This is a genomic window from Promicromonospora sp. NPDC050249, from assembly GCF_040656015.1.
In the GTDB taxonomy this organism is placed as follows: domain Bacteria; phylum Actinomycetota; class Actinomycetes; order Actinomycetales; family Cellulomonadaceae; genus Promicromonospora.
Genome location: NZ_JBFAKY010000016.1, coordinates 129,882 through 146,346, shown reverse-complemented (window position 1 = coordinate 146,346; position 16,465 = coordinate 129,882). Strand labels below are relative to the sequence as shown.

Sequence of the window (16,465 nt, the reverse complement as noted above, 5' to 3'; positions counted from 1 at the left end):
GGGGGGGCTGCTGGGTGTGGGTTGTTGGCTTCCCCGGTGTCCTGCACCTCCCCCACCAACGGCAGGTTCGCAGGGCGGTCGGCTCAGCGCCTCCTGCCCGTGACCGCGCCCCAGATGACCAGCACGAGCAGTGATCCGATGAAGGCCCACAGCCAGGTGGTCAGGGAGAAGAAGGACTGGTTGGTCGGGGCGCCGAAGAGCTCCCCGCCGAGCCAGCCGCCCAGGAGAGCCCCGAGCACCCCGATGACCAGTGTGACGAGCCAGCCGCCCCTGGCCTTGCCGGGCAGGATGGCACGTGCGATGGCGCCCATGATCAGGCCGATGAGGATCCAGCCGAGAATTCCCACAGCGTTGTCCCTTCGATCGTGCGGCCCGCTTCGCAGATGATGCGGTCCGTCGGTGGCCGGACCCTACCGGGCAACGCACGGTGCTGACCAGGGTTAGGCTCTAGAGATATTTCATCTCTTGAGAGACAAGGTAGTTCAGAGCTCGTAGGTGGCCACCAGCGGGGCGTGATCGCTCCAGCGCTCCGCGTAGGTGGGCGCACGGTCGACCTCGATCTTGCGGCACGCGCCCGCGAGCGCCTGGTTGGCGAGCTGGTAGTCGATGCGCCAGCCGGAGTCGTTGTCGAACGCCGCACCGCGCCACGACCACCACGTGTACGGGCCGGGACCGTCGCCGGCGTGCACCCGCCCGAGGTCGGCCCAGCCGTGCTCGTCGAGCCAGCGGGTCACATAGGCCCGCTCCTCCGGCAGGAAGCCTGCGCTCTTCAGGTTGCCCTTCCAGTTCTTGATGTCCGCGTTCTGGTGCGCGATGTTGAGGTCGCCCGCGACCACTGCCGGGGTCTGCGCCGTCGAGAGCTCCGCCAGGCGCGCCGTGACCTTCTCCAGGTAGGCGTACTTGGCCACCATCGTGTGTTCCTGGCCCGGGTTCGTGGACCCGGAGTGCAGGTAGGCGGAGACGGCGGTGAACGTCCCGCCGTCAGGCAGCTCGATGTCCGCCTCGATCCAGCGGCCGGTGTCGCCACCTGCCTCGACCTCGCCCTCCGGCCCGTAGGCGGCCAGCCCCGTACGCACCTCATCGAGCGGCAGCCGGGACGCGACGAGCACCCCGGCGCGGCCCTTGACCTCGCACTCGGTGTGCGCGACGTGCCAGCCGTCGAGCAGCTCGCGGGCCACCTTGTCGGGGGCACGCACCTCCTGCAGCAGCAGCACGTCGGGCGTTCGGGTGGTGATCCAGGAATCCATGCCGCGGCGGACGGCGGCACGGATCCCGTTGACATTGGCTGTGGCGACGATCAGAGGCACCCGGGAAGCCTAACGGGCGCCTCTGACACGGGCCGCTCACGCGCTCCCCGCGGCTGCGGGGTCTCGGTTCACCCTCGCTCCCGCGGCCAACATGCAATATATTGCATTCAAGATGCGTTACGCGGGGGGACGAAGACAGAAGTCTTCGACGAAGCAGTGCCGATCCGAGAGAGGGCATCATGAACACCACCGCCACCAAGCAGACCATCGTCCTGGTCCACGGCGCCTACGCCGACTCGTCGAGCTGGAACGGCTCGATCACGGCGCTTCGCGAAGCCGGCCACCGCGTGATCGCGGTCGCCAACCCCCTCCGCGACCTGGAGCAGGACGCGCAGTACCTGCGTGACGTGCTGAAGACGATCGACGGGCCCCTCGTCATCGCCGGCCACTCCTACGGCGGGCACGTGATGAGCCACGCGGCCGAGGGCAACCCGAACGTGACCGCCCTGGTCTACGTCGCGAGCTTCCTCGCGGAGCCCGGAGAGAGCCTGGTCGACCTCGTCGAGAAGTTCCCCGGAGCCAGGCTCGGCGGCGCGGCACAGCCGTTCCCGTACACCACGCCAGAGGGCAGGACGGCCACAGAGCTGTACATCGACCCGGCCCAGTTCCACGAGCTGTTCGCGGGCGACGTCGACGCGACCACGGCGGAGCACATGGCGGCCACACAGCGTCCGCTCGGGCTCGCCGCCTTCGAGGCGCAGGCCAGCGCCGCGGCCTGGAAGTCGATCCCGTCGTGGGTGCTCTCCGCCACGCAGGACCTGGCCGTCCCCGCGGAGCTCTCGCGCTTCATGGCCGATCGCGCGGCCGCCACGCTCGTCGAGGTCGACGCCTCGCACGCCGTGACGGTCTCCCAGCCGGAGTCCGTGACGAACGTGATCCTCGAGGCCGCACGGTCCACCGCGCGCTGACCCGTCTCGCCGGTCCCGACACGCCCCGCACGGCGCGGACGGGACCGGCAGCGGGCACGGGGCACAGAACAAGCACGGAGAACGAGCACCCGCATGGACACGATCATCCCCTTCGGGATCCCGCTCTGGGCCGAGCTCGCGGCGGTGGCACTGGGCGCACTCCAGGGCGCCCTCTTCGCCGGCGCGTTCACCGACCGCCGCATCGACGTGCTGGGCACGGTGCTCCTCGGAATCGGGGTAGCGCTCGGCGGGAGCCTGCTGCGCGACATCCTGCTCGGCGAACCGCCGGTGGTGATCTACGGGCCCTGGTACGTGCTCGTCGCGGCGGTCACCGCCCTGGCCGGGCTGTCGCTGCAGCGGATCTTCGCGCGCCTCGACCCCGTCATCCTGCCGCTGGACGCCGTCGTCATCGGCCTGTTCGGTGCGATCGGCACCTCGAAGGCCCTTGCCCTCGGGGTGCCTGCCGTCCCGGCGGTGTTCGTCGGCGCGGCGGCGGCCGTCGGCGGCTCCGTGCTCCGCGACGTGACCCTCAACCTCCCGGTCGCCCTGCTGCACGTGGGCTCGCTCTACGCGGTCGCGGCAGCGGGCGGCGCCGCCCTGCTCGTGGCTCTGGTGGCGCTCGGGGTCCCGGTGCTGTGGGCCGCCGTCGCCGCGGTGGTGCTCACCACCCTGCTCCGACTCCTCGCCCTCCGGTACGGCTGGCAGTTCCCCGAGCAGCAGGCCTTGGTCGTGCGGCGGCGGCCGCGCTGAGCAGTCCCCGTCGAACGATCTAGGCCCCGTCGTGCGCCGCCTGCAGCGCGGCCACGTCGATCTTGCCCATCTGGAGCATCGCGTTCATCGTCGCGATCTCGCCCGGCGTCGAGTAGGTGCCCGACAGCTGCTCGAGCTCCTTGGGGATGACCTGCCACGAGACCCCGAACTTGTCCTTGCACCAGCCGCAGGCGCCGGGCTCGCCGCCGTCGGCGGTCAGGAGGTTCCAGTAGTGGTCGACCTCCTCCTGGCCCTCGACGGACAGGTAGAACGAGAACGCCTCGTTCAGGGTGACGTGCGGGCCGGCGTTGAGACCGGTCACGGGCAGTCCGCCCACCGTGAACTCCACGACGAAGTCGGCGCCCTCCTCGGGGCCCGGCGCGTCCTTGGGTGCCTTGACGACGTTGTCCACCGACGATCCGGGGATGTGCTCGGCGTAGAACGCGGCCGCCTCGCCGGCGTTGTTGTTCGCGAACCAGAGATGCGCTCGAACGGTAGCCATCGTGTCCTCCTGAGTGGGTGGGGACCGTCGTCGGCCCCTTCACCTACTCCGACCCGGCGACCTGAGAAAACTCATCGGCCGGACCGCCGCGCCGGCCATGGCGTCGAGCACAGCGGCTGCTGCCAGGATCCACCGAATCTGGGCAGCAGCCGCTGTGCTCGACATGGTCAGCGGTGGTCAGCGCGCGAGAGCGCGCTCCGCCGAGTCCACCACGTTGGACAGGAGCATCGCGCGCGTCATCGGGCCGACGCCGCCCGGGTTGGGCGACACCCAGCCCGCGATCTCAGCGGCCTCGGGCGACACGTCGCCCACCACGCGCGACTTGCCCGTCTCCGGGTCGGTCTCGCGGGAGACGCCGACGTCGATCAGCACGGCGCCCGGCTTCACCATGTCGCCGGAGACGATGCCCTTGACGCCCGCGGCGGCCACGACGACGTCGGCCCGCCTGACCAGCGCGGCGAGGTCCTGCGTGCCGGTGTGCGTCAGGGTGACCGTCGCGTTCACCGCACGCCGCGTGAGCAGCAGGCCGATCGACCGGCCGACGGTGGTCCCGCGGCCGAGCACGACGACCTCCTTGCCCGCGAGCTTGATGCCGTACCGCTCGATGAGCTCGATGATGCCCCGCGGCGTGCAGGGCAGCGAGGAGGTGACCTCCTCGTTGACCCGCAGCACCAGGCGCCCCAGGTTGGTGGGATGCAGGCCGTCGGCGTCCTTGTCGGGGTCGACAAGCTCGAGCACACGGTTGGCGTCGATGCCCTTCGGCAGCGGCAGCTGGACGATGTACCCGGTGCAGGCCGGGTCCTCGTTCAGCCGGCGCACGGCTGCCTCGATGTCCTCCTGCGTGGCGTCGGCCGGGAGGTCCTCCCGGATCGACGCGATACCGACCTCGGCGCAGTCGCGGTGCTTGCCCGCCACGTACCACTGCGACCCGGGGTCGTCGCCGACCAGCAGCGTGCCCAGCCCGGGCACGACGCCGCGCTCGCGCAGCGCCGCGACCCGCTCCTTCAGCTCGCCCTTGATGGCCGAGGCGACACTCTTCCCGTCCAGGATCTGAGCCGTCATGGTCAGAGACCCGGGTAGAGCGGGAACTTGGCCGTCAGCGCTGCCACGCGGGCCGAGAGGGCGTCCACGTCCGTTGCCGCGCCGTTCTTGAGGGCCGTCGCGATGATGTCGGCGACCTCCGTGAACTCGGCGTCGCCGAACCCGCGCGTGGCGAGCGCCGGCGTGCCGATCCGCAGGCCCGAGGTGACGCGCGGGGGCCGCGGGTCGAACGGGACGGCGTTGCGGTTCACGGTGATCCCGGCGTCGTGCAGGAGGTCCTCCGCCTGCTGACCGTCGAGCTGCGAGTTGCGCAGGTCGACGAGCACCAGGTGCACGTCGGTGCCGCCGGTCAGCACGGAGGCACCGGCCGCCGCGACGTCGGGCTGCGAGAGACGCTCGGCGATGATCGAGGCACCCCGCAGCGTGCGCTCCTGGCGGTCCTTGAACGACTCGGTCGCCGCGACCTTGAACGAGACCGCCTTGGCGGCGATCACGTGCATGAGCGGGCCACCCTGCTGGCCGGGGAACACCGCGGAGTCGATCTTCTTGGCGTACTCACCCTTGGAGAGGATGAAGCCGGAGCGCGGCCCGCCGATCGTCTTGTGGACGGTCGAGGAGACGACGTCGGCGTGCGGGACGGGCGACGGGTGCAGGTCGGCCGCGACGAGCCCGGCGAAGTGCGCCATGTCGACCCACAGCTTGGCGCCGACCTCGTCCGCGACCTCGCGGAACGCGGCGAAGTCGAGCTGGCGCGGGTAGGCGGACCAGCCGGCGATGATGACGTCGGGGCGGTGCTCCAGCGCCTTCTTGCGGACCTCGTCCATCTCGATGCGGTAGGACTGCGGGTCCACGCCGTAGGCGCCGACGTCGTACAGCTTGCCGCTGAAGTTGATCTTCATGCCGTGCGTGAGGTGGCCGCCGTGGGCCAGCTCGAGGCCGAGGATCTTGTCACCGGCGTTGATCAGGGCGTGCAGCACCGCCGCGTTGGCCTGGGCGCCGGAGTGGGGCTGGACGTTGACGTGCTCGGCGCCGAACAGGTCCTTGGCGCGGGCGATCGCGAGGTTCTCCGCGATGTCCACCTGCTCGCAGCCACCGTAGTAACGGCGGCCGGGGTAGCCCTCGGCGTACTTGTTCGTCAGGACCGAGCCCTGGGCCTCCAGGACGGCACGCGGCACGAAGTTCTCGGACGCGATCATCTCGAGAGTGTCACGCTGGCGGGCCAGCTCTCCGTCCAGGACGGCGGCGATCTCGGGGTCGAGCTCAGCGAGCGGGGTGGAGAGCGGGTCGGGAGTCGATGCGCTCATAAGCTCCTCGATTCATGCGGGACGGGGATTGTCGGACGGCGGTGGAAAGCACACGCGCCGCGACACGACTGCCCGGGCGCACACCTTCACGAGGTGACCCGGGGCCCAGGCGAACGACCCCTCGTCGGCATGACTCGTCGCTCCCCGGTGGTGATCCACCTGACGCCAGTCGCGACCCGAAGATCGTAGCAGCGGCGGGTACGAACCCGTGCCCGACGACCGTCCGGTGATCCCGTCCTCGACCAGGAGGAGCGAAAAGCCCGGTATTGCAACGAAAGTATCTGAGACCCTTTCGCGATTCAGCCGGACGTGGCTATGGTGCGGCCCATGCCCTACCCCGTGTCACCGGACGCTGGTGTTCCGGAACACCAGCCGGACCAGCGTCGCCAGAACAGCCGGTGGACCGGCGGTCAGCCGCCGTCCGGCCCGTTCGCCGCGACCCGCCCCCCGTCGGGCCAGTTCGCCGCAAGCCCCGGCGTGGGTCAGGACCCGGAGCCGGGCTGGCCCGCCACGGGCCCTGTGCGGACCGGCAACGACGGCAGCGGCGACCGCCGCAGGAAGGGCGGCAGGCGGGACTGGATCTGGTCGGTCGTCGCGTTCGTCGTCGCCGCGGCCGTCATCGGCGCCGTCGGCTTCTACTTCTTCGGCCCCGACTCCACCGAGGCGCCCACCGCGACCTGGGCGGTCGACTCGTGTGCCGGACCGGACCCGGCGGTGGAGAGCACCGATGCCGAGACGGCCACCTACCGTCCGCTGCCCTGCGACGACCCGGGTGCGACCGTCACGGTCCTCGACATCCAGGACGCCGTGTCGGTGGGCCAGCTGCACTGCCCGGCGGGCACGGACCTCGTCTTCCAGAAGGACGGCAACGCCGGCGGGGAGACCCAGGCGGTCTGTGCCCGCAACCTGTCCGACGACCACCCGGGTGACCCGGGGATGGGTGGCGGGCAGCTCATGACCGGCGACTGCGTGGACGGGGACGGCGCCGAGGTGGCGTGCTCGTCCGACGGCGCGCATCCGGTCACCGGCCTGACGGTCGGGGGCGTCGAGTGCCCAGAGGGGACCAAGGACGAGCTCCGGCTCGGTTTCGACGCACAGCGCAGCTACGAGACGATCTGCCTCGGCTCCTGAGCCGGAGGCAGAGCCTGACCTGCACCGTCATCTGACGCTCATCCCGGCGAAACCGGTAGTCACCGGACATTGGCTAGATTCGCCGTATGGCACGTCTCCAGCAGACCGTCTTCGAGCGCAACGTCCCGGCTCGCGCCGTCGTCGACCACGCACTGGGCGGGACGCACCACGCGGTGTTCTGGCTGGACGACCTGGGTGAGCGTACGAGCTACCCGACGCTGTCGGCGCCGCTCCGTGCCGACATCGCGGTGGTCGGCGGCGGGTACACCGGCCTCTGGTCAGCGCTCCGCGCGAAGCAGCGTCACCCCGGGGCACGCGTCGTGCTGGTCGAGGCCCGCTCGGTGGGGTGGGCGGCGTCGGGCAGGAACGGCGGGTTCTGCGGGGCGAACCTCACGCACGGCCGCGCGAGCGGACGCCCGCCGGACGTCCCGGACCGCCTGGACGGACCCGACGAGCACGACCTCATGGTCCGGCTCGGCCACGAGAATCTCGCGGCGATCGGAGCGACGGTGGACGCCCTTGGTCTGGACTGCCAGTGGGAACGCACCGGCATGGTGGACCTCGCGATCGAGCCGCACCAGATCGACTGGCTGCTCGACGCCGCCGCGCGGGCCGCCCGCACCGGCGCCCCGCACACGTTCCTCGACCGGGCGAAGATGCGCGCCGAGGTGGCGAGCCCCACCTACGAGGCCGGTCTGCTCCGGCCGGACGACGCCGCGCTGGTGCACCCCGCGCGGCTGGCCGCGGAGCTGGCGCGGGCCGCGAGCGACCTCGGCGTGGAGATCTTCGAGCAGACCCGGGTGACCGGGCTCGCCCCGCCGCGGCGTGGCGCGCACGACGTCGTGCTGCGCACCCTCTCGCCCGGCGGCGAGGCGAGCGTGCAGGCGGACCGCGTGCTGCTCGGGACCGGCTCGTTCCCAGCGCTGCTACGGCGCTACCGCCACCACACCGTGCCCGTCTACGCCTCGGCGATCGCCACGGAGCCGCTGCCCACCGACCTGCTGGGCGCGATCGGCTGGCGCGGCAGGCAGGGTCTCGCCGACCTGGCGAACCGGTCCCACCGCTACCGGCTCACGGCGGACGACCGGATAGTGTTCGGCGGGCACGACGCCGTCTACCACTACGGCGGGCGCATGAGCCGGACGTACGAGGACCGGCCGGCGACGTTCCGGCGGCTCACCGAGCACCTCCTGACCACGTTTCCGCAGCTGGAGGGCATCCGGCTCACGCACAGGTGGTCGGGCACCGTCGACACGGCCACCCGGCCCGGCGCGTACTTCGCGCAGGCCGCGGGCGGTCGCGTGCAGCACACCGGAGGGCTGGCAGGGCTCGGCGTCAGCACCGGCCACTTCGCCGCTCAGGTGATGCTCGACCGGCTCGACGTCATGGACGGCGCCCCCGACACCGAACGCACGAGGCTCCGGACGGTGCGGCGGACGCCTGTTCCGTTCCCGCCCGAGCCGGTGGCGGCCGCCGGAATACGGGCCACACGGCTGGCCCTGGACCGGGCGGACCACCAGAGCGGACGACGCAACCTGCTGCTCCGGTCGCTCGACACGCTTGGCCTGGGGCTCGATACCTGATTGGCTGCTCGGACCGTCCGACGTCGAAGGAGCACACAGTGGCCACGCCCCCGGTCCCCCAGAACATCGCGAAGATCCTCGCCCAGCCGAACCCCGCCGTCATGGCGACCGTCCGGCCCGACGGCGCGCCCGTCTCCGTGGCCACCTGGTACCTGTACGACGACGGCAGGGTGCTGCTCAACCTCGACGCCACCCGCAAGCGCCTGGAGCACCTGCGCGCGGACCCGTGCGTCTCCCTCACGGTGCTCGACGGCGACACGTGGTACCGGCACATCAGCATCCAGGGCCGCGTGACGATCACGCCCGACGAGGGCCTGGCCGGCATCGACCGGCTCGCGACCCACTACACGGGCAGCCCGTACCCGAACCGCGAGAACCCGCGGGTCGACGCGTGGCTGGAGATCGAGTCCTACCACGCCTGGGGTTACTGACCTCAGCTGTCCTGGGGCACGCTCTGCGCGCCCGCGGCACCCAGCACGCGCCGCAGGTAGGTGTACGTCAGGTCGCCGGCGGCCTTGTCGTACTGCTCCTCGTAACCGTGCTTCGTGTACATCGCGAGGTTCTGCTTCGAGTCCTTGCCGGTGAAGACCCAGATCTCCTTGGTCTGCTCCGGCAGGTACGGCAGCACGGCGAAGAGCATCTCGGTGCCGATGCCGCGAGCCTGCTTGTCCGGCGCGACGGCGAGCCGGCCGAGCGTCGCCTTCTCGCCCTCGATCTCGACGCGTACCGAGCCGATCATCCGGTGGCCCTCCCACGCGCCGATGGTCACGACGTCGTCACGGGCCAGATCGTCCCGCAGCTCGGCGAGCGTCTGCGTCAGGGGCGGGATGTGCGGGTCGTCGTACAGCTGGGCCTCGGTCACGAACGCGGCGCGCCGCAACGTGAGGAGCTCGCCCGCGTGGTCGTCCTCGACCAGCGCGATCGTCGTGGTGGAGTTGCTCATGGGTCCATGGTGGCAGAGTTGGCGCGCCCGGGTCGACGGTGTTCGCGGTGCAGATGGTCGTGTCGGTGGCCCGGAGTAGGTTCGGAGCATGGGGAGCTCAGGAGCCCGGCGGACGGCGGAGGGCGAGCGCATCGACGTGCGCTCCGCGGTGGGGCGGTATGACGACTTCTACGAGGTGGTCGGGGTCAAGAAGCCGGGTGGCGGGGGCTGCTGGTGCATGAGCTACCGGGACAGCCGGGTCCGCAACGACGAGCGCCCCGGCTACATGCGGAACCTCTGCGAGTCCGAGCCCGGCCCCGGTGTGCTGGTCTACGTCGACGACGTCGTGGCGGGCTGGTGCTCGATCGCGCCCCGTTCCACGTACCGCCGGCTCATGAACAGCCGCACCATCCCGTTCGTCGACGACCGTGACGCCTGGGTGGCGGTGTGCTTCGTGGTCCGCACGGGGTACCGCAAGCGCGGGCTCATGCACCACCTCCTCGCTGGGGCGGTCGAGCACGCCCGGGCGCACGGCGCCGAGGTGGTCGAGGGCTACCCGGCCGACGTCGGCCCGGACCGCGTCGACGTGATCAGCGGCTACGTCGGGACCGTGCGGATGTTCGAGGAGGCGGGCTTCGAGCGCGCGGCCGAGACGAGCGGCGTCAGCGGGGGCCGACGGCGCTGGGTGATGCGCAAGGAGCTCGTCGCGGACGGCGGAGCCGCCTCGGCCCCAGCGGGTTAGCCTGACCGCGTGAACGACGCGACCGCAGCCACCCACTGGATCCTCACCCTGTCCTGCCCGGACCAGCCGGGAATCGTGCACGCGGTGGCGGGAATGCTCGCCGAGCACGGCGGCAACATCACCGAGTCGCAGCAGTTCGGAGACCCGACGTCGGGCCTGTTCTTCATGCGCGTGCAGGTCGAGTCGACCGCGTCCCGCGACGAGCTCACCACCGCGATGACGCAGGTGGCCGGCCGGTTCGCGATGACATGGACGCTGGATGTCGTCGGCAGGCGGATCCGCACGCTGATCATGGTGTCAAAGGCGGCCCACTGCCTCGTCGACCTGCTGTACCGCGAGCGCTCGCAGCGCATGCCGATCGATGTCGTCGGCGTGGTGGGCAACCATCGCGACCTGGAGGACATCGCCACGTTCTACGGCAAGCCGTTCCACCACGTCCCGGTCACGAAGGACACCAAGCCCGAGGCGGAGGCCACGTTGCGCGGCCTGGTCAAGGAGCTGGACGTCGAGGTCGTGGTGCTCGCGCGGTACATGCAGATCCTCTCGGACGAGCTGTGCCGCGACCTCAGCGGGCAGATCATCAACATCCACCACTCGTTCCTGCCGTCGTTCAAGGGTGCAGGTCCGTACCGGCAGGCCCACGACCGCGGCGTCAAGATCATCGGCGCCACGTCGCACTACGTGACGGGCGACCTCGACGAGGGCCCGATCATCGAGCAGGACGTCGAGCGCGTCGACCACTCCCGCACGGTCGAGGACCTGGTCGGCATCGGGGAGGACGTCGAGCGGCGCACGCTCGCCCGCGCCGTCCGCTGGCACGCGGAGCGCCGGGTGCTGATGGACGGACGCCGCACGGTCGTCTTCCGCTGAGGGCGCGGGTGTAGAAATGCGCGATGCCGGGCTCCTGACGTCCATCAGGGGGTCATTGCGAGACCTTCGACGTCCCGGCCAGCGCAGCATCCACTTCGTTTCCGAGCGCAACGCAGTTCGGGACGCCGTCGTACGCACCCTGGTCGACATGGATGTCTCCGCCCTGGTCGTCTCTGCGCCCAAGCGGCGAACAGCGCAGACGCCACGCGAGCTGTGCGTACGAACGCTCGCCAGGACGTGCGTCGAGAAGGACACTTCGTTCGTCGTCCTTGAGACCGATCGAACTCTTGTCCCCGATGACAAGAGATGGCTCTTCGAAGAACTGCACAAGAGTGACGTCCGCTACGACCACAAGGAGCGACACGAAGAACCGCTGCTCTGGGCCGCTGACGCCATCGCATGGGCCTGGAACCGGGACGCAGCGTGGCGAGCAAGAGTGCGCCCGCTCGTGGTCCACGAGGTCGAGGCCTGAAACCGCCGCTTGAGATCACAGATAGCGCAGAGCCCGAGACGCCGACCGTCCGGAAGGCTCTCGGGCTTGCTTCTCCGGGCTACTGCCCTTCGCGTCTCTCAGATTACCCGTCCAACGCAACACCGACCAGCGCCGCAGAGCGGGAAGTGCCGCAACAGAGGCAACCGCTCGGCGGAAGATCGAGCCGTCGCTCGATGTTGCGCACGAGTGTGAAGATCGGCGAAGCCTCCAGAGCCACCGGCGCGAGTGCGAGGTCGTTGCGGTTCTACGAGGACGAGGGCCTGATCGTCCCCGGCCGGTGCGGCAACGGCTACCGGGACTACTGCCGGACCACGGTCGACCGGGTGATCGCCGTCCGCTCGTTGCTGGAGTCCGGGCTGCCCGTGCGGATGATCAGGGAGCTGCTGCCCGAGCCGGCCGACGGCCGCGACGCCACTGCCGACCAGCCGCGCACCGAGTTCCTGGACGAGGTGCGGGCCTACCGCGACCGGCTCGCTGCGCGGATCACGGTCCTCGATTCCCAGAAGTCCGCCCTGGACGCGTTCCTGAACGAGGCCGGCCGCGCCCGTCGATGACCGCGGAGGGCTTGACGTTGACGCAAGCGTGAGGGTTCTACGTTCCCCGCATGGACGCGATCAACCGACACGAGAACTCAGCGGACACGATGCGAGCGCTGGTCCAGCAGTCCCACCACGGTCCGGGCAACCTGATCCTCACCCGCCGTCGCCGTCCGACGCCGGGGCCCGGCGACTATCTCGTCCGGGTCGGCGCTGCCGGGGTCAACTTCGCCGACGTCATGCAGTCCCGGGGAACCTACGGCGGCGGGCCGACGCCGCCCTACGTGGCGGGCTTCGAGGCTGCCGGCGAGATCGTCGGCGTCGGCCCGGAGGTCGAGGAGCCGTTGCCGATCGGCACCCGTGTCGTCGGGACGGGACCGGGGGCGTTCGCGGAGTACATGGTGATGCCGCACCACGGTGTGCTGCCCGTGCCGTCGGGCTGGAGCGACGCCGCGGCGCTCGGCATGGTCCTGAACTGGGCGACCGCGTTGGCGGCCCTGCGGCCGCTCGGTGAGGTCAGGGTGGGCGAGACGGTACTCGTCCACGCCGCGGCCGGCGGTGTCGGACAGGCCGCCGTCCGCCTCGCGCGGCACTACGGCGCGCGCGTCGTCGCGACGGCGTCGCCCGCCAAGCACGACGCCGTCCGGGCGCTCGGCGCCGACGAGGTGCTCGACAGCACGCGGGCCGATCTGGGCGCAGCCCTCGGCCGCCTCACGGGCGGCGTCGACCTGGTCCTCGAATCGGTCGGACGGGACACGTTCGAGACCAGCCTGGCGGTCACCAAGAGGTTCACCGGACGCGTCGTGGTGTTCGGTGACGCCTCCGGCAGCGCCTCCCTGACCACGCACGACCTCGTCTTCAACCACCCGGTACAGGTCAAGGGCCTGCACATCGGCGCGCTGGCCTCCGCTGCGCCGGCCCTGTACCGGTCGCTCGTGGCCGAGCTCGGAACGCTGATCGAGGACGGCGTCTACCCGCCGGGCACGCCAGTGACCCACCCGCTGACCGAGGGCCCCGCCGCGCTCCGAGAGCTGGAGCTGCGCACGAGCCGCGGCAAGCACGCCCTCGACCCGCGGCAGTAGTGGATGTCCGCCTCCATCACGCTGTTGCGCATGCTTTCGCGGCCGTTTCCATGCACAACCGCGTGATGGTGGCGGACATTCGGCGGCCCCGGCCCGGCGTCGCGGGCCGGGGCGCCGTCAGCCCTTGACCGCGCCCGCCAGGGCGAACGCCGAGCCCGAGATCCTCGTGACGAGGACGTACAGGCCCAGGACCGGCGCGGCATAGAGCAGCGAGTACGCCGCGAGCTGGCCGTACGCGACCGAGCCGTACTGCCCGAAGAACGCGAAGATGCTCACGGCCGCCGGCTGCTTCTCCGGGGAGAGCAGCAGCACGAACGGGACGAAGAAGTTCCCCCACGCCTGCACGAACACGAAGATGAACACCACCGCGATGCCCGGCCGCATGAGCGGGAGCACCACGCGCCGGAGCGCCTGCATCGCCGAGGCCCCCTCGGTCCAGGCCGCCTCCTCGAGCGAGATGGGCACGGAGTCCATGAAGTTCTTCGTCATCCAGATCGCCATGGGCAGCGAGGTCGCCGCCATGAAGAAGATGGTGCCCGGCAGCGAGTCCAGCAGGTTGAGCTGCACGAACAGCGCGTACACCGGGACCATGATCGCCGTGATCGGCAGGCACGTCCCGAACAGCACCGAGTACAGGAAGTACTTGCCGAACCGCATCCGGTACCGCGACAACGGATAGGCCGCGAGCACCGCCACGACCACCGTGATCGCCCCGGACCCCGCCGACAGCACGAACGCGTTCCACAACGGCAGCCACGTCAGCTCCGGCGTCAGGATCGCGGAGAAGTTGGCGGTCGTCACGGCGTCGGGCAGGCCGAAGGAGAGCGTCGCCTCCGCGTCGAACGACGCGACGAGCACCCACGCCATCGGGAGCACGAACAGCAGCGCGATCACGAGCAGCACCAGGTTCGCCGCCACTTTGGTGGCCTTGACGCGTGGTCCCGCCAGGCGGCCGACGCCGCCCCTGGCCGGTGCGGCGGGCCTCGTCATCGTGTCCGTCATCAGTCCACCTCCGGTCGGAGCGCGCGGATGTAGATCACGGAGAAGACCGCGCCCACGATGATCATCACCGTCGCGATGGCCGTGCCGTAGCCGACCTGCGCGAACTTGAACGCCTCCTGGTACGCCAGGATCGGCAGCGTCGAGCTGTCGGTGCCCGGACCGCCGCCGGTCATCACGTAGATCAGCGTGAACACGGACAGCGTCTGCAGCGTCGTGAGCATGAGGTTGGTCGAGATGCTGCGCCGGATGACGGGCAGGGTCACCCACGCCAGCCGCTGCAGCCCGTTCGCGCCGTCGAGCTGCGCGGCCTCGGTGAGCTCCGGCGGCACCTCGGCGAGCGCCGCCGAGTAGACCATCATCGAGAAGGCGGTGCCGCGCCAGATGTTCGCGACGATCACCGCGAGCATCGGCGTGGAGTAGAGCCAGTCGGGCCCGGTGATCCCGATGCCGCCGAGCATGGCGTTGAGCGTGCCCTCGGAGTGGAAGAACGCGTACGCGGCGAACGCGGCGACGATCTCGGGCAGCACCCAGGCGGCGACCACCACCGTCGAGGCGATGGACCGCACCGGCTTGACCGCCGAGCGCAGCAGCCCGGCGAGCATGATGCCCATGATGTTCTGCCCCACCACCGCGGACAGGAACACGAACACGACGGTCAGCCACAGCGACTTCGGGAAGTCCGCGTCGCCGAACAGCGCGGTGTAGTTGTCGAGCCCTATCCACTCCGGGTTCAGGGCGGCGGGTCCGGTGAGCGCGGCGTTCGTGAACGAGCCGTAGAACGACCACACCACCGGGCCGAGCATGAAGAGCACAAGAAGGACGACGGCGGGCGCGAGTGGGATCACCCGCGCCGCGCCGCGGGACGTGACGGCCACAGGTCAGCCCTGGGTCGTGTTCTCTTCGCCGACGATGCCGGTGACGGCCTCGTCGTAGACCGCAGCGGCCTCCTCAGGCGTCTGCTGTCCGGTCATCACGGACTCCATCGCGACCATGATCTCGTTGGAGACCTTCGGGTAGTCCGAGGTGGCGGGCCGGAAGTGGGTGACGTCGACGAGGCCGGTGAAGAACTCGGTGGTCGGGTTGGTCTTCGTGTACTCGGGGTCCTCCGCGACGTCGGTCCGCACGGCGATCTGGCTGTTCGCGACGTCGAACCACAGGGAGTTCTCGCGGTTCAGGGCCATCGAGATGAACTCGAAGGCGGCGTCGGGGTTGCTGGAACCGGCCCCCATGGCGAGGGTCCAGCCGCCGGACATGCTCACCGCACCCGGTGCGGCGCCGTCCTGGGTCGGCATCGGCGCTGCGCCCATCTTCTCGGACCACTCGGGCCACGGCGCGACGCCGGACTCGAGCCAGTTGCCGGCCACCCAGGAGCCGTCGAGCGCGATGCCGACCTTGCCCTCGGGCAGCCACTCGGCCTGGACCGTGTTGCCGATGTTGGTGTCGAGTGCCTGCTGGGGCGTTGGCGCGAGGCCTTCGGTGAACACCGTCTGGACGAAGTCGAGAGCGTCGACGAAGCCCTGGGAGCCGAGCACCCACTTGCCGTCCTCGTAGAGAGTGTCGCCCGTCCCGTACAGCAGCATCTCGAAGCCCTGCATGACCGCCGCCTCACCCTGCGGCTTGCCGGAGTACATGTTGAACGGCACGACGTCGGGGTCGGACTCCTTGATGGCCCTTGCCGCCTCGAGCAGCTCGTCCCAGGACTTCGGCGCCCAGTCCTCCGGCAGGCCCGCCTTCGCGAGCACGTCCTTGTTGAACCAGAGGCCGCGGGTGTCGGTCCCCATGGAGACGCCGTAGGTCTTGCCGTCGTCGCCCGCGCCGGCTTCCTTGGCGCTGTCGACGAACTGGTCCCACTCGTCCCACTCGGCGAGATAGTCGTCCAGCGGCGCCAGGTATCCGGCCTCGACGTCGGACTTGATCATGTACGTGTCCTCGTACATGACGTCGGGCGCGGTGCTGGGCGACCGGTTCATCAGCGCGAGCTTCGTGAAGTAGTCGTTCTGCTGTGCCTCGATAGGCACGAGCTCGACGGTGATGTCCGGGTTCGCCTTCTCGAAGTCGGCCTTGACGTTCTTGAACAGCTCGTCCGCCTGCGTGAAGTTGCCGAACTTCTGGTAGGCGACCTTGATCGTGCCGTCGTCGGAGCCGCCCCCGCCCGAGCCGCAGGCACCGAGCGAGAGGGCGAGTGCCACTGCCGTGACGGGTGCGATGAAGAATCGTGCCGTGCGCATGAAGCTCCCTTGCGTCGTGCGAAATCCGGCAGCTCTGCCAGACCATCTGGGGCACACGATTCAC

General features: G+C 70.3%; 19 protein-coding genes and 1 riboswitch. Of the genes, 10 read left to right on the top strand and 9 right to left on the bottom strand.

Annotated elements, in window-relative coordinates; translation table 11 throughout:
• Positions 1–83 precede the first annotated feature (83 nt).
• Both AB0I32_RS15280 and AB0I32_RS15275 read right to left on the bottom strand, forming a co-directional pair.
• The gene (locus AB0I32_RS15280) at positions 84–347 is read right to left on the bottom strand and encodes a GlsB/YeaQ/YmgE family stress response membrane protein (RefSeq protein WP_357507366.1); all 264 of its coding nucleotides are present in this window, start codon (positions 345–347) and stop codon (positions 84–86) included.
• A gap of 135 nt (positions 348–482) precedes the next feature.
• Positions 483–1,307: an exodeoxyribonuclease III gene (locus AB0I32_RS15275; protein WP_357507364.1), complete on the bottom strand. Its 825-nt coding sequence runs from the start codon at positions 1,305–1,307 to the stop codon at positions 483–485.
• Positions 1,308–1,486: 179 nt separating this feature from the next.
• Here AB0I32_RS15275 and AB0I32_RS15270 point away from each other — a divergent pair, with 179 nt between their 5' ends.
• Together AB0I32_RS15270 and AB0I32_RS15265 are read left to right on the top strand one after the other, a co-directional pair.
• On the top strand, positions 1,487–2,215 hold the full coding sequence (locus AB0I32_RS15270) for an alpha/beta hydrolase (protein WP_357507362.1): 729 nt from the start codon (positions 1,487–1,489) through the stop codon (positions 2,213–2,215).
• Positions 2,216–2,308: 93 nt separating this feature from the next.
• Positions 2,309–2,965: a TRIC cation channel family protein gene (locus tag AB0I32_RS15265; RefSeq protein WP_357507360.1), complete on the top strand. Its 657-nt coding sequence runs from the start codon at positions 2,309–2,311 to the stop codon at positions 2,963–2,965.
• Positions 2,966–2,984: 19 nt separating this feature from the next.
• Here AB0I32_RS15265 and AB0I32_RS15260 read toward each other — a convergent pair whose 3' ends face one another.
• The 3 genes from AB0I32_RS15260 to glyA all read right to left on the bottom strand — a co-directional run bounded on the left by AB0I32_RS15260 (position 2,985) and on the right by glyA (position 5,812).
• Positions 2,985–3,467: a VOC family protein gene (locus tag AB0I32_RS15260; protein WP_357507358.1), complete on the bottom strand. Its 483-nt coding sequence runs from the start codon at positions 3,465–3,467 to the stop codon at positions 2,985–2,987.
• Between the two features lie 177 nt (positions 3,468–3,644).
• The gene (locus tag AB0I32_RS15255; protein WP_357507356.1) at positions 3,645–4,529 is read right to left on the bottom strand and encodes a bifunctional methylenetetrahydrofolate dehydrogenase/methenyltetrahydrofolate cyclohydrolase; all 885 of its coding nucleotides are present in this window, start codon (positions 4,527–4,529) and stop codon (positions 3,645–3,647) included.
• 2 nt (positions 4,530–4,531) lie between these two features.
• Complete coding sequence (gene glyA / locus AB0I32_RS15250; RefSeq protein WP_357507354.1) at positions 4,532–5,812, bottom strand: serine hydroxymethyltransferase; 1,281 nt, start codon at positions 5,810–5,812, stop codon at positions 4,532–4,534.
• Between the two features lie 96 nt (positions 5,813–5,908).
• A riboswitch (ZMP/ZTP riboswitch) is annotated at positions 5,909–5,995 on the bottom strand.
• Between the two features lie 144 nt (positions 5,996–6,139).
• Here glyA and AB0I32_RS15245 point away from each other — a divergent pair.
• The 3 genes from AB0I32_RS15245 to AB0I32_RS15235 all read left to right on the top strand — a co-directional run bounded on the left by AB0I32_RS15245 (position 6,140) and on the right by AB0I32_RS15235 (position 8,957).
• Positions 6,140–6,943, top strand: a complete 804-nt coding sequence (locus AB0I32_RS15245; RefSeq protein WP_357507352.1) for a hypothetical protein — start codon at positions 6,140–6,142, stop codon at positions 6,941–6,943.
• A gap of 86 nt (positions 6,944–7,029) precedes the next feature.
• On the top strand, positions 7,030–8,526 hold the full coding sequence (locus AB0I32_RS15240) for an FAD-dependent oxidoreductase (protein WP_357507350.1): 1,497 nt from the start codon (positions 7,030–7,032) through the stop codon (positions 8,524–8,526).
• A gap of 38 nt (positions 8,527–8,564) precedes the next feature.
• Positions 8,565–8,957 carry a PPOX class F420-dependent oxidoreductase gene (locus AB0I32_RS15235; protein WP_357507348.1) on the top strand — a complete coding sequence of 131 codons (393 nt, stop codon included), beginning with the start codon at positions 8,565–8,567 and terminating at the stop codon, positions 8,955–8,957.
• A gap of 2 nt (positions 8,958–8,959) precedes the next feature.
• Here AB0I32_RS15235 and AB0I32_RS15230 read toward each other — a convergent pair whose 3' ends face one another.
• Positions 8,960–9,469 carry a GNAT family N-acetyltransferase gene (locus AB0I32_RS15230; protein ID WP_357507346.1) on the bottom strand — a complete coding sequence of 170 codons (510 nt, stop codon included), beginning with the start codon at positions 9,467–9,469 and terminating at the stop codon, positions 8,960–8,962.
• Between the two features lie 88 nt (positions 9,470–9,557).
• Between AB0I32_RS15230 and AB0I32_RS15225 the strand changes: the two genes are divergently transcribed.
• The 5 genes from AB0I32_RS15225 to AB0I32_RS15205 all read left to right on the top strand — a co-directional run bounded on the left by AB0I32_RS15225 (position 9,558) and on the right by AB0I32_RS15205 (position 13,171).
• A complete protein-coding gene (locus tag AB0I32_RS15225; protein WP_357507344.1) occupies positions 9,558–10,190 on the top strand; it encodes a GNAT family N-acetyltransferase in 633 nt (210 codons plus the stop codon).
• 9 nt (positions 10,191–10,199) lie between these two features.
• Complete coding sequence (gene purU / locus AB0I32_RS15220; RefSeq protein ID WP_357507342.1) at positions 10,200–11,060, top strand: formyltetrahydrofolate deformylase; 861 nt, start codon at positions 10,200–10,202, stop codon at positions 11,058–11,060.
• A gap of 148 nt (positions 11,061–11,208) precedes the next feature.
• Positions 11,209–11,532: a hypothetical protein gene (locus AB0I32_RS15215; RefSeq protein ID WP_357507340.1), complete on the top strand. Its 324-nt coding sequence runs from the start codon at positions 11,209–11,211 to the stop codon at positions 11,530–11,532.
• 194 nt (positions 11,533–11,726) lie between these two features.
• Positions 11,727–12,107 (top strand): MerR family transcriptional regulator, encoded by a 381-nt coding sequence (locus AB0I32_RS15210; RefSeq protein WP_357507338.1) that lies wholly within the window; start codon positions 11,727–11,729, stop codon positions 12,105–12,107.
• A 50-nt stretch (positions 12,108–12,157) separates the two neighbouring features.
• On the top strand, positions 12,158–13,171 hold the full coding sequence (locus AB0I32_RS15205; protein WP_357507336.1) for a zinc-binding dehydrogenase: 1,014 nt from the start codon (positions 12,158–12,160) through the stop codon (positions 13,169–13,171).
• A gap of 117 nt (positions 13,172–13,288) precedes the next feature.
• Here the strand turns inward: AB0I32_RS15205 and AB0I32_RS15200 are convergent, their stop codons facing one another.
• Genes AB0I32_RS15200 through AB0I32_RS15190 form a run of 3 tightly spaced genes read right to left on the bottom strand, consistent with a single transcriptional unit; the run spans position 13,289 to position 16,401 of the window.
• Positions 13,289–14,173, bottom strand: coding sequence for a carbohydrate ABC transporter permease (locus AB0I32_RS15200; protein ID WP_357507334.1), 885 nt, complete (start codon positions 14,171–14,173; stop codon positions 13,289–13,291).
• On the bottom strand, positions 14,173–15,048 hold the full coding sequence (locus tag AB0I32_RS15195) for a sugar ABC transporter permease (RefSeq protein WP_357507332.1): 876 nt from the start codon (positions 15,046–15,048) through the stop codon (positions 14,173–14,175). The genes AB0I32_RS15200 and AB0I32_RS15195 overlap by 1 nt, the downstream gene beginning before the upstream one ends.
• 3 nt (positions 15,049–15,051) lie before the next feature.
• A complete protein-coding gene (locus tag AB0I32_RS15190) occupies positions 15,052–16,401 on the bottom strand; it encodes an extracellular solute-binding protein (RefSeq protein ID WP_357507329.1) in 1,350 nt (449 codons plus the stop codon).
• Between the last annotated feature and the right edge of the window lie 64 nt (positions 16,402–16,465).

Excerpts from the sequence above, each read along its gene's own strand:
- AB0I32_RS15270 (WP_357507362.1), top strand. The coding sequence starts at position 1,487 with ATGAACACCACCGCCACCAAGCAGACCATCGTCCTGGTCCACGGCGCC.
- AB0I32_RS15240 (WP_357507350.1), top strand. The coding sequence starts at position 7,030 with ATGGCACGTCTCCAGCAGACCGTCTTCGAGCGCAACGTCCCGGCTCGC.
- AB0I32_RS15245 (WP_357507352.1), top strand. The coding sequence starts at position 6,140 with ATGCCCTACCCCGTGTCACCGGACGCTGGTGTTCCGGAACACCAGCCG.
- AB0I32_RS15205 (WP_357507336.1), top strand. The coding sequence starts at position 12,158 with ATGGACGCGATCAACCGACACGAGAACTCAGCGGACACGATGCGAGCG.
- AB0I32_RS15200 (WP_357507334.1), bottom strand. The coding sequence starts at position 14,173 with ATGACGGACACGATGACGAGGCCCGCCGCACCGGCCAGGGGCGGCGTC.
- AB0I32_RS15190 (WP_357507329.1), bottom strand. The coding sequence starts at position 16,401 with ATGCGCACGGCACGATTCTTCATCGCACCCGTCACGGCAGTGGCACTC.
- AB0I32_RS15255 (WP_357507356.1), bottom strand. The coding sequence starts at position 4,529 with ATGACGGCTCAGATCCTGGACGGGAAGAGTGTCGCCTCGGCCATCAAG.
- AB0I32_RS15265 (WP_357507360.1), top strand. The coding sequence starts at position 2,309 with ATGGACACGATCATCCCCTTCGGGATCCCGCTCTGGGCCGAGCTCGCG.
- AB0I32_RS15260 (WP_357507358.1), bottom strand. The coding sequence starts at position 3,467 with ATGGCTACCGTTCGAGCGCATCTCTGGTTCGCGAACAACAACGCCGGC.
- AB0I32_RS15225 (WP_357507344.1), top strand. The coding sequence starts at position 9,558 with ATGGGGAGCTCAGGAGCCCGGCGGACGGCGGAGGGCGAGCGCATCGAC.
- AB0I32_RS15215 (WP_357507340.1), top strand. The coding sequence starts at position 11,209 with ATGGATGTCTCCGCCCTGGTCGTCTCTGCGCCCAAGCGGCGAACAGCG.
- glyA (WP_357507354.1), bottom strand. The coding sequence starts at position 5,812 with ATGAGCGCATCGACTCCCGACCCGCTCTCCACCCCGCTCGCTGAGCTC.
- AB0I32_RS15210 (WP_357507338.1), top strand. The coding sequence starts at position 11,727 with ATGTTGCGCACGAGTGTGAAGATCGGCGAAGCCTCCAGAGCCACCGGC.
- AB0I32_RS15230 (WP_357507346.1), bottom strand. The coding sequence starts at position 9,469 with ATGAGCAACTCCACCACGACGATCGCGCTGGTCGAGGACGACCACGCG.